Raw genomic sequence first — 11,248 nt, 5'->3', positions numbered from 1 at the left:
AGTGATCCAAAACGTCAATTACACCAGCTAAAACAATGGGTTAAACAGGAACTGAACTAGTTATCTAGGACAGCCCCTTAATTTAACACTCAACATAGCGGCCTGGATTTCATCCAAACGACTATTGATCCCTTGATATAGGTTTTTATATTTTTCATGTGAGCCATAATTACGTAACGCGCGCAATGTGTGAGCCAGCGCTTCGTCACTCGTAGTAATTGCACCCGCATCACCTAAGGCGCCAAGATTTTTACCAGGATAGAAACTAAAACCTGATGCATCACCCCAACTCCCTGCTCTCTTACCTTCAAGAGAAGCACCATGTGCTTGCGCAGAGTCTTCTAATACCAACAACTCATGACATTTAGCAATATCCATAATCGCTGGCATATCTGCTAGTTGCCCATATAAATGCACAGGAAGTATCGCTTTTGTTTTGCTAGTAATAGCCATCTCAATTTTTTTGGGATCAATATTGAAGCTGTCGACACATGGTTCAACTAAAATAGGCATTAAGTTATTAGCGCTAATTGCCAATATACTCGCAATATACGTATTTGATGGGACAATGACCTCGTCACCATCTTTTAGCTTACCTAGCTCCTTCCATGCTCGCAGCGTTAGAATAAGCGCGTCCAAACCATTAGCAACACCTATGGCAAATTTCGTCTCACAATAATCAGCAAACTGCTGCTCAAATTGTTCGAGCTCACTGCCGCCGATATACCAGCCTGAATCAATAACACGAGCACAAGCGTCTACAAGCTCATCACGATATTGAGCATTAATTGCTTTTAAATCAAGAAAAGGAATCATGTGGTAACCCTATGAGGTAAATATTTAAGCAAATAGTTAAATTGAGTATTATTGTGTTTGGTGATTGACTCTAGGCTACAAGGGCTTTCATACCTTTTTATCTTTTTTACTCACTCATCCACGATGTTACCAATTCTTCTGGATAACCACGATGGAAGTGTTTACGCCACGGATAAGCATCACCCGTTCCATCATGCAATTTGACTTTAGTAGTGGGGCATATTTTCTTAGCAGGAGAGCCGGCATAAATCATATCGGCTTCTGTGATACCTTTAATCGATGAATGCGCAGCAATTAGGCAGCCATGACTTATTTTAGCACCTGGCAAAACAACACTCATGGTGGCAATGACAGCATAATCTTCAACAGTGACACCAAGCAAGGTGTCGCTAGGCGGATGCGGATCATTGGTTAAGACCACATATGGAAAAATCCAAACATAGTTGCCGATTTTACTTTTTTGCCCAATATGGACATTACTGTGAAAACGTACAAAATCGCCTATGTCACAATGACCTTGTAAATCAGACAAAGTGCCTATTTGTAAGTTTTTTCCAGCGTTTACTTTCTCTCTTACCGTGACTCGATGACCTGTCACTAATGCTTCTAAAAAATGTGAGCCTTCATAGAAAATACTATGTGATCGAATATGGGAATTAACCCCTATATATAGCTTCTCTCCATTTGACAAATGATTTGAAACGCCTATCTCGCAGAACGCTTCAATCACTGTATTCTCACAGATCTCTACATTGTCATAAACAATGGTGTAAGCACCAATCTTTACATTAGAGCCTATAATAGCTTTGTCCGAAACTATTGCCGTAGGATGGATACTCATAGACACCTCAAAAATTCATCATAATCGCGAATATAATCATTTTCGTCGTAATGCTCGCTTGCCAGTACCAAAAGCACACAGTCGTGACTAAAGTTATGCATCTCACGCCATACCAAATCACCAACGATTAAGCCTTTCGTAGGAGAATCAAGCCAAGCTTCTTGACGCTGCGCACCATCATCAAGAACCATACGGCACTTACCAGTCACACAAATAGCAACCTGTTGGAGGTTGTGATGCGCATGAAAACCGCGTGACGCCTCTATCTGTGTACCAAAAATATAGTAGACACGCTTTATTTTAAATGGCACAGTCTTTTCTGCTTCCAAAGCAACTAGTGAACCACGTTCATCGCCCAATGCTGGAAAATCAACCCATTTTATTAAGCTCATGACTCTTCATCCGCTAGAGAAATCAAATACTGGCCATAAGCATTTTTGTTCATACTGCGACCAATCTCTAACACTTTTTGCTTACTCAACCAGCCATTATTGAGGGCAATCTCTTCCAAGCATGCCACTTTATAACCTTGACGCTTTTCAATAGTCTCAACAAACTGTGCTGCTTCTAGCAAGCTTTCATGTGTACCTGTATCAAGCCACGCAAACCCACGACCTAGTAGCTCTACGCTTAAATCACCACGTTCCATATACATCTGATTGACGGTGGTAATCTCAACTTCGCCTCGATCGGAAGGCTTAACATTTTTCGCAATCTCTATGACATCATTATCATAAAAGTATAAACCCGTCACCGCATAATTGGATTTAGGCTTGGTAGGTTTTTCTTCTATCGAAATAGCGCGCTTATCTTCATCAAATGCCACTACGCCAAAACGCTCTGGATCTTTCACTTGATAGCCGAAGACGGTTGCACCGTTTTTACGATTGACGGCTTGACGTAATAATGGCGTGAACCCTTGACCATAAAAGATATTGTCACCTAGTACTAGACAAACATTACTATCACCAATGAAGTCTTCACCAATAATGAATGCTTGAGCCAAACCCTCTGGACTTGGCTGTACTGCATAGCTAATGTTAATCCCTAGCTCGCTACCATCGCTAAGTAAACGCTTAAAACACCCTATATCATCAGGCGTACTAATGATGAGCACGTCACGGATACCTGCAAGCATCAATACGGATAACGGATAATAAATCATCGGTTTATCATAGATAGGTAGCAGCTGCTTAGAGATACCTTTAGTAATGGGATAAAGACGTGTGCCTGAGCCACCCGCTAAAACAATACCTTTCGTATTCATTACTCACCTGCTCCTATTCTGCTTATTCCAATTTTTTGACGTTGATAACTGCCATTTTGGACACGACTACACCATTCCGTATTACTTAAATACCATTCAACTGTTTTTCTGATACCGCTATCGAAGGTCTCTTTTGGTGTCCAATTTAACTCATTAGCAATTTTACTCGCATCGATTGCATAGCGTAGGTCATGTCCTGGACGATCTTTTACAAATGTAATCAATGACTCGTATTGAATCCCATCAGCGCGAGGTTGCAATTCATCCAAAATTTGGCAGATCGTTTTGACTACTTCAATATTTTGTTTTTCGTTATGTCCGCCGATATTATAAGTCTCACCCACTTTCCCTTCAGTGACCACTTTATATAGTGCACGCGCATGATCTTCTACGAATAACCAATCTCGTATTTGGTTGCCTTTACCGTAGATAGGCAAAGCTTTGCCATCTAGAGCATTTAAGATAACCAACGGAATAAGTTTTTCAGGAAAATGATAGGGGCCATAATTATTAGAGCAGTTAGTAACTAAGATAGGGAAATCGTAAGTACGATGCCATGCACGAACCAAATGATCAGAACTTGCTTTAGATGCAGAATAAGGTGAACTTGGCGCATAAGGAGTGGTTTCGGTAAATAAACCAGTCGTCCCTTCCAGATCGCCATAAACCTCATCGGTAGAGATATGATGAAACCTAAACTGCTGTTTACCTATGCCATCAAGCTTTTGCCAGTATTGACGTGCGACTTCTAATAAATGATAAGTGCCTACAATATTAGTATTAATAAATTCAGCAGGCCCATCAATAGAACGATCTACATGTGACTCGGCTGCTAAATGCATGACAAGATTGGGCTGAAAACTGTCAAATACTTGCTCTAACGCTTCTTTGTCACAGATATCTATCTGTTGAAACTCATATCGTGGACTTTGATCAATGTCTTTGAGTGATTCTAAATTACCCGCATAGGTTAATTTATCAATATTTAATACTTCGTCATCCGTATTGTGGATAATATGACGAATAACAGCCGAACCAATGAATCCGGCACCGCCAGTAACTACTATTTTCATATCAACCTTTTTATGATATTTGAATAAAATCGCATAAGTATAAAAAAGCTAAGCCCACATGGTCTTAGCTTTTTAATCGTTAATTCACAATCATACAGCTGTTTTAATCAATAAAGCTTAACCAATCCATATACTGCTCATTGCGACCATGAACCACATCAAAGTACAAGGTCTGTAGCTGCTCAGTCAAAGGTCCTCGGCCACCATTTCCGATATTACGATCATCATATTCACGGATAGGTGTGACTTCAGCCGCCGTACCCGTCATGAATATCTCATCCGCCAAGTAGAACTCATCACGGGTGATACGGCGCTCAACGACCTTGATTCCTAGATCATCGGCAAATTGAATGATAGTACGACGCGTGATGCCGTCAAGTGCACCGCCCGCTAAATCTGGCGTATGCAATACACCATCCTTTACTAAGAACAAGTTCTCGCCAGCACCTTGGCAGACATAACCTTGCGGATCCATCAAAATTGCTTCGTCATAGCCATTACGAGTGACTTCTTGGTTTGCCATGATAGAAACTGGATAGTTGCTCGAGGCTTTTGCCTTACACATGGTCACATTGGTCATATGATGAGTAAATGACGAGGTTTTTACACGGATACCATTTTTGATACCCTCTTCACCCAGATAAGCGCCCCAATGCCAAGCAGCAACCATTGCATTGATACTGTTATCACGTGACGATAAACCAAGCTTTTCTGCACCGACCCAAATGAGCGGACGAATATAGGCTTCTGCCAAGTTGTTTTGCTTGACCACATCTTTGTGCGCCTGCTCCAGAGTCGCTGCATCAAACGGTACATTCATTTGAAAGATTTTTGCAGAGCCTAACAGGCGCTCAGTATGTTCTTTTAGACGAAAGATTGCTGTACGCTTGTCAGCAGTTTGGTACGCGCGCACACCTTCAAACACAGCCATGCCATAATGCAAGCTATGCGTCAGCACATGGACTTTGGCATCTGGCTGCTCAATCATTGTGCCATTCATCCAAAGCTTACCATCTTGTGTTGCCATATTCATTTTATAATCCTTATGTTAGCACTAACGGCTATTTTTTTAGGTATAGTCGACGCACGTATAAATGCTTCGACTATAGGTTTTGTTTAATCGTATTTATCAACATCATATGATAACACCGCAGCGTCAAATTTTATTGCTAAAATATAGTGTTATCCTTACTCAGAAATAACCAACAACTGACAGCTTTATCGTAATGTGTCGCCGATTATATCACTGGCGGTGCTAGCAAATGAAATCTTTTAGTTTGAGTATCACAGGCTATTATTTATAAGCAAAAACCTTCTTAAGAATTGGGCGAATCGCTATCGGACAAATTAACACCCATCAAATGTTGCCATTGCGCTTGTACTAATGCTCGTGTTTCTTTCCACAGTGACTCATCCACCAATAGCGATTGCTCTGATAGTGCCAATTGATGAGTAGCAGCACGAATTCTGAGGTAAGCATCCGTTAAATCTTGGCAGACTTGCTCCTCCCAAATACCCAGTGATGCCACTTCTTCAAAAATACGAACGTTGTCGCTCCATTTGGTCAGGCTCGGATGCTCATGCGAATAAGCCAATACTGCAAATTGTGCTAAGAACTCAATGTCGATGATCCCGCCTGCATCTTGTTTAAGATGAAACTTACCTGCTTGTTGTTGCCATTGACTGGTGCCCAGATGTTTTTGCATCTTAATACGCATACTGGTGACTTCTGTACGCACCTGCTCTATCGTGCGTGGTAATGATAATACGTCTCGGCGAATATCACAAAAGCGTGCCGTCACTCGTTTGTCACCGCAAATCGCTCGTGCCCGTACCAAGGCTTGATGCTCCCATGACCATGCCTTTTCTAGCTGATAGGTTTCAAAAGCATGACAAGACACCACCATCATGCCAGCATTACCTGAGGGGCGCAGACGCATATCAATCTCATAAGCGCGGCCATCTCGAGTTTGGGTATTGAGATAGTTCATCAGCTTTTGTACCAAACGGGCAGCAAACTTCATACCGCTGACTGATTTTTCACCCGTAGTCATACCCTGCTCTTTTATCTTATGCAAAAACACCAAATCCAAATCTGAAGAATACGACAGCTCTAGCCCGCCAAGCTTGCCATAACCAATGATGGCAAAACCGCAGTCTGCCTCGGTCACTGGGTCGCCATCTTGACCAATAGGATAGCCGTAGCGTTTGACAATTTCTGCAAAGGCCCGTTCTAATGCGGCTTCTAGTACCACCGCTGCGATATACGTAAGAGAATCCGACACCTTCATAATCGGACGCTCAGCCAATACATCACTGGCGGCGACCGCCAACACTTGGTTCTTCTTAAATAGTCTTAATACGCTGAGCAGCTCTTCTTCGTCATTAGGCTCTACGCGCAATAGCTGTTGACGCAAAATATCACGCAACTCTGGCTTGTCCGGCAAGTGGCGATAGCGCTGCTGTAAAAAAGTATCTAAAAGCACAGGATAATGTGCCAACTCTTTGGCAATCCAAGGACTGGCCGATAGCATGGGTATCAGCTCAATTGTCGCATTGGGATTTTCTGCAATCATCACCAAATAGATAGAACGACGACAAATCGCTTCGAGCAATGTAATGAGACGCGGCAAAGCGGTATTGGCCAATTGCTGCTGCTCTTGATGAGCGAGTAACGCATGGATAATCACAGGATAAGCGTCATCCAACCGCTCGCGAGCCTCATCGCTTAAGTTAGCGACCATCTTTGACTGCCAAAAATCTTGTAATAACACTCGATTTTCTGCCGTGAGCACATCATTCAATCGTGCAATCTGTTCATCAAGATGTTCGGGCTCAAGATCTGTGTCTTCATGATCCGGTACCTGACGTTCGGTCACCATACGCTCAAAGGGAACATTGACATTGTCTCGGTGGTGATTAAGGGTATCTAACAGCGCATTCCAATCGTCAAACCCAAGGGTAACCGCCAAGTTATACTGCCACTGCGGATCATGTGGCAAACGCTGAGTCTGTTGATCATTAATCGCTTGAATGGCGTGTTCAAGCCGACGTAAAAAACGATACGCGGCTTGGAGCTCTTGATAAGTAGTCCTCTCTAGATACTCAAGCTTATGTAATACCTGCATTGCTTGTAAACAAGATTTCACCTGTAATTGAGGATGCCTGCCACCATAAATCAACTGAAAGGCCTGCACAATAAACTCAATGTCTCGGATACCACCAGCACCCAGCTTGATGTTATCCAAATCCTCCCGCTGAGCGACTTGGTTTTGAATAAGGGATTTCATCTCCCTGAGCGCTGAAAAAGCACTATAATCCACGTAATAACGGAAAACAAAGGGTTTGATGAGCGCTTGTATCTCATCATAAAACGGCTGTTCTATCTGCCCGACTACTCGTGCTTTCAGCCATGCAAAACGCTCCCATGCACGTCCATGTTGAGAGAAGTACTTCTGTAATGCGGACAGATGAATGGCCAAATCACTACCATCACCCCACGGTCGCAGACGCATATCGACCCGAAAGACAAAGCCATCAGCCGTCTTTTGATCCAGTAATTTAATAATACCTTGACCGAGCCTTGTCATAAACCGCTTATTATCTATGCTGCGCGTGCCTTTTGATTTATCACCGTTGGTTACACCGCGAGCCTGATGGACAAAGATAAGGTCTATATCACTCGATAGGTTCAGTTCATGAGCGCCAAGCTTGCCCATCGCCATAATCGCCATATCATCAATTTGCACGTTACCTTTAGCATTGATAAAAGTCGGTTCGCCGTACTGTTTAATCAAATGCTGGTAGGTGTAATCTTTGGCAAATGAGATACAGCCGTCTGCAAACTCAGACAGCTCGTCGGTCAATTGCTCAAGTGCTATCAGTTGTAAGGCATCTTGCCAAATCCAGCGCATCATCAGCAGTGTACGTAGATGACGCAGGCCACTCATCACCTTCACTTCATCAGCAAGTTGGTAATTATCATCTAACGTATAATCTTGAATCAAATCATCGATTTGCTGCCGAGTTAAGGTTCGATCTAACGGGTAGCTGCGTAAAAACGTTTGGCATGAAACCGTTCGACTCTCCCAAATCTGATAAGCGAACTCGCTTGCCGTCTGCAATATTTGCAGCTGTTCGGTTGTATACTGACAATCTGTACCATGGGTCGCACGTGAAGGCATAGCGGGTGACATAGGGAACATAACTCCTTGCATAGAGTGATAAGACTACGTGAACTTAGCGCATAAGTTTATCGTTTTTTCTTACGAAGCAGTCACAGCATCAACTAACGATACGCAATATGTCAGTATTTAATATAAAACTACGTTTAATGACAGTGACCCTATTTGCTTTTGAGCGCTTTATGGTAGCATAAACAACTTTAGCGCAGATGATTGAAAAGAGCTCTTATGACAACCATGACCCCATTGCTTCTGATTACTGCTGATCCTAGCCACCCACTTGCCCATTTAGCGCTACGCTATGCACGCGCTTATCTGACAAATACTGCCAATAATAAAGATACCAATGACAATGTCACCTTAGATAATATCACCTTAAACGTGTTTTTTTATGGCGATGCGGCGCATACGGCCAATGGTTTACGCTGGCAGTCGGCGGATCAAATTAATTTGACCAAAGAGTGGCAAACGCTCGCTGAGCAGTTCCAGTTAGCGCTGCCTGTCTGTGTCAGTACTGCACTCAGTCGCGGCATTAGCGACACGGATAACAGCAAACGCCATCAACTTAATGGTGACAACCTTGCCACCGGCTTTTCACTGGTCGGACTGAGTGAGCTTGCGATGATGATGCAAGGCGACTGTCGTTTGATGCAGTTTTGATGACTTGCCGTGCAGACAGATTACATCTTATGATAATAATTGTCAGCGACCAATTAGATTAGGAATTAACCATGAAATTATTAATTCAGCTGCTCACGCCGACTGAAATGGCGAGTTATGAAGGCTGTGCGCTTGCATTAACGCTAGCGACCTTTGGTCATGAAGTACAGCTGTATTTGGATGCGCCTGTTTTTGGCTTGTTGATGCAGCCTGCGTCGCGTTTGCATGGCATGATTCAGTCGCTTGAGCTATATGACATGCCAGCCGCTTGGCTACCTGACGATGTCTTTAGCGGGTGGGTCACAGGTATGCTGCCTATTGATTTGGCTTCACAATTGACATTGATACCTGAAGTGGTGAACGCTTCAGACTTTGAGCAAATACTACGCTTTTAGCCTCGCAATTTTATTTGTAATACTTTAAATACTAGGGCGTGTCCTCATTTTAAAAATAGAGATGAAAATGAGGACACGCCTTATCCTAAATCTAGCAACGAATCGGACACTGTTATGGCAACTTTATATCAAATACACAGCACAATGGATATGCTCAGGCGCAGTGTCGATGAGATGTCACGGACATGGCGCACCGGTGACAGTATTCTCTTGCTTGGTAGCACCGTGGCTTTTATCAGTTGGCTTGATGCGTATTTGAGTGACAGTGAAATACAAGGCATCGCAAATATTTATGCCTTAGCCGATGATGTGGCGCAGCTGAGTAACAATACCAGTGCTAAGCTCAATCTAGAAACCAAGTTGAGTGGGCTGTTAACCGATGAAGAATGGGTCAATCTAACTCAGAATACCGATGCTAATAATGCGGGGTTTGATAAAGTAGTGACCATCGCCCTATGAATAACGATAATACGATTAATCACGATATAACAGCGGCAATCAACGTTGAATTGGATCAAGACGGTCATTTATGTGACCATAATATCTGGACCCCTGATGTCGCTCAGCAATTGGCCGACACTCTAGAGGTGCATCTAGAAACTGAGCATTTACAAATTTTACAACAGGTACGGGCATTTTTTACTCAGTTTAATCACGCACCAGCCACGCGCCCACTGATTAAATGGTTACAGAAAACCTTGCCAGAGCATGATATTAGCAATCAGAAACTACAGCAGTTATTCAACACTGGCTTGGTTGCCCGCCATGTTAATCGCCTTGCCGGTCTGCCCAAACCACCCAACTGTTTGTAAGATATATGATTGATAAGGGATTATGAATGGCGATGAATACCTGAATGTTGGATCATCGCCTGCAATCAGTAAAAAATGCACGGCTATTTTGGATCGTACACTGTCAACGTCTCATACCCGATACTACGACCTTCATCACCAGTGAAGCCTTGCTGACGCCAGACCTCATACAGACATATCGCCACACTATTCGATAAGTTCAAACTGCGTGAATCAGCCAGCATAGGCAAGCGTAACCAGTGATCAGCGCCGATATCTTCACGTATATCATCTGCCAAACCTGCTGTTTCAGAGCCAAATACTAAGGCGACATTAGGTATCTGTTCAGGCATCAAAGCACGATCAGATTCGGCAGCCATCTGTTGCCCACCAAAGTCATAGTCATAAAAAGGCTTGCTCAGTTTGGTGGTCAATGCTGTGACAATATGACAATCCGCTGCCTGTAGCGCCAGTTTTGCTGCTGCCCAATCATCATGTACTTGTAGGTGCGCGTATTCATGATAATCCAAACCTGCACGCCGTAGCTTTTTATCATCAAGCTCAAACCCTAATGGCCTGACCAAGTGTAGCTGCGCGCCCGTGTTGGCACATAAGCGGATAATATTGCCCGTGTTACTAGGCATTTTTGGCGCTACCAACACAATATGGGTGGTCATATCGACTCCTTAAGTCGTCAAATCTGCGTGTTATCGTCGATCCAAGATAACGTGGACAGACTCTACTAAGATGATGGTTATTTGAATTTCTGAGCAAAAGGTAATTAAAAGTTACAGTTTACTGCCAATAATTACATTTTGATACTTTGCACAGTTTTTAACTTTCACTATGATGTCTCTAACGGATATCGAGATAGTATTTATCAATTATTATCTTATCCAATAACCCCTCAGTGAGGCTCAAGCCTAATGCTTAGCATCACTGTTATTATTTATAACGACCCATTTTTGAGGATTCTATTATGAAAAAATTAATCATTGCATCTTTAACTGCTATGTTTGTTCTAACTGGTTGCAACACTTTTAAAGGTTTGGGCCAAGACGTATCAAGCGCTGGCGAAGCTGTTACTGGCGGCGCACAAGACGTACAAAATAAAATCTAAGTATTGATTTTTTTTGCGTATTTGAAAGGCTTATCATTTATGTGATAAGCCTTTTTTTATGACTTTATTTTTCGATAGTAAAGACTGACATTAAAGACACC

At 42.8% G+C, this 11,248-nt stretch carries 12 protein-coding genes and 1 pseudogene; 5 read left to right on the top strand and 8 right to left on the bottom strand.

Annotated elements, in window-relative coordinates; all coding sequences use genetic code 11:
- Positions 1-75: 75 nt before the first annotated feature.
- The 7 genes and pseudogenes from JMX95_RS01375 to glnE form a co-directional block, all read right to left on the bottom strand.
- Positions 76-816, bottom strand: a pseudogene (locus JMX95_RS01375) (DegT/DnrJ/EryC1/StrS family aminotransferase); the annotation flags it as partial.
- A 106-nt stretch (positions 817-922) separates the two neighbouring features.
- Complete coding sequence (locus JMX95_RS01370) at positions 923-1,657, bottom strand: N-acetyltransferase (RefSeq protein WP_201559832.1); 735 nt, start codon at positions 1,655-1,657, stop codon at positions 923-925.
- A complete protein-coding gene (locus tag JMX95_RS01365; protein ID WP_201559831.1) occupies positions 1,654-2,049 on the bottom strand; it encodes a sugar 3,4-ketoisomerase in 396 nt (131 codons plus the stop codon). The genes JMX95_RS01370 and JMX95_RS01365 overlap by 4 nt, the downstream gene beginning before the upstream one ends.
- Entirely contained in the window at positions 2,046-2,924 is an 879-nt protein-coding gene (rfbA, locus tag JMX95_RS01360) for a glucose-1-phosphate thymidylyltransferase RfbA (RefSeq protein WP_201559830.1), read from the bottom strand. The genes JMX95_RS01365 and rfbA overlap by 4 nt, the downstream gene beginning before the upstream one ends.
- Positions 2,924-3,997 carry a dTDP-glucose 4,6-dehydratase gene (rfbB, locus tag JMX95_RS01355; RefSeq protein ID WP_201559829.1) on the bottom strand — a complete coding sequence of 358 codons (1,074 nt, stop codon included), beginning with the start codon at positions 3,995-3,997 and terminating at the stop codon, positions 2,924-2,926. The genes rfbA and rfbB overlap by 1 nt, the downstream gene beginning before the upstream one ends.
- A 103-nt stretch (positions 3,998-4,100) precedes the next feature.
- On the bottom strand, positions 4,101-5,030 hold the full coding sequence (locus JMX95_RS01350) for a branched-chain amino acid transaminase (RefSeq protein ID WP_201559828.1): 930 nt from the start codon (positions 5,028-5,030) through the stop codon (positions 4,101-4,103).
- Positions 5,031-5,313: 283 nt separating this feature from the next.
- Positions 5,314-8,193 (bottom strand): bifunctional [glutamate--ammonia ligase]-adenylyl-L-tyrosine phosphorylase/[glutamate--ammonia-ligase] adenylyltransferase, encoded by a 2,880-nt coding sequence (gene glnE / locus JMX95_RS01345; RefSeq protein WP_201559827.1) that lies wholly within the window; start codon positions 8,191-8,193, stop codon positions 5,314-5,316.
- Positions 8,194-8,409: 216 nt separating this feature from the next.
- On the opposite strand from glnE, the gene tusD reads away from it, so the two are divergent.
- The 4 genes from tusD to JMX95_RS01325 all read left to right on the top strand — a co-directional run bounded on the left by tusD (position 8,410) and on the right by JMX95_RS01325 (position 10,048).
- Positions 8,410-8,841: a sulfurtransferase complex subunit TusD gene (gene tusD, locus JMX95_RS01340; RefSeq protein WP_201559826.1), complete on the top strand. Its 432-nt coding sequence runs from the start codon at positions 8,410-8,412 to the stop codon at positions 8,839-8,841.
- A 71-nt stretch (positions 8,842-8,912) separates the two neighbouring features.
- Entirely contained in the window at positions 8,913-9,236 is a 324-nt protein-coding gene (locus tag JMX95_RS01335) for a hypothetical protein (protein WP_045454966.1), read from the top strand.
- A gap of 114 nt (positions 9,237-9,350) precedes the next feature.
- Positions 9,351-9,695 (top strand): hypothetical protein, encoded by a 345-nt coding sequence (locus JMX95_RS01330; RefSeq protein WP_201559825.1) that lies wholly within the window; start codon positions 9,351-9,353, stop codon positions 9,693-9,695.
- Positions 9,692-10,048: a TusE/DsrC/DsvC family sulfur relay protein gene (locus tag JMX95_RS01325; protein ID WP_087945575.1), complete on the top strand. Its 357-nt coding sequence runs from the start codon at positions 9,692-9,694 to the stop codon at positions 10,046-10,048. The genes JMX95_RS01330 and JMX95_RS01325 overlap by 4 nt, the downstream gene beginning before the upstream one ends.
- 83 nt (positions 10,049-10,131) lie before the next feature.
- On the opposite strand, the gene JMX95_RS01320 is transcribed toward JMX95_RS01325, so the two are convergent.
- A complete protein-coding gene (locus tag JMX95_RS01320; protein ID WP_045454970.1) occupies positions 10,132-10,704 on the bottom strand; it encodes a tRNA (cytidine(34)-2'-O)-methyltransferase in 573 nt (190 codons plus the stop codon).
- Positions 10,705-11,006: 302 nt separating this feature from the next.
- Here JMX95_RS01320 and JMX95_RS01315 point away from each other — a divergent pair, with 302 nt between their 5' ends.
- A complete protein-coding gene (locus JMX95_RS01315; protein WP_045447789.1) occupies positions 11,007-11,147 on the top strand; it encodes an entericidin A/B family lipoprotein in 141 nt (46 codons plus the stop codon).
- Positions 11,148-11,248: the final 101 nt, after the last annotated feature.

The organism is Psychrobacter sp. NC44 (genome assembly GCF_904846655.1).
In the GTDB taxonomy this organism is placed as follows: domain Bacteria; phylum Pseudomonadota; class Gammaproteobacteria; order Pseudomonadales; family Moraxellaceae; genus Psychrobacter.
This window is presented reverse-complemented; position numbering and strand designations above follow the sequence as displayed.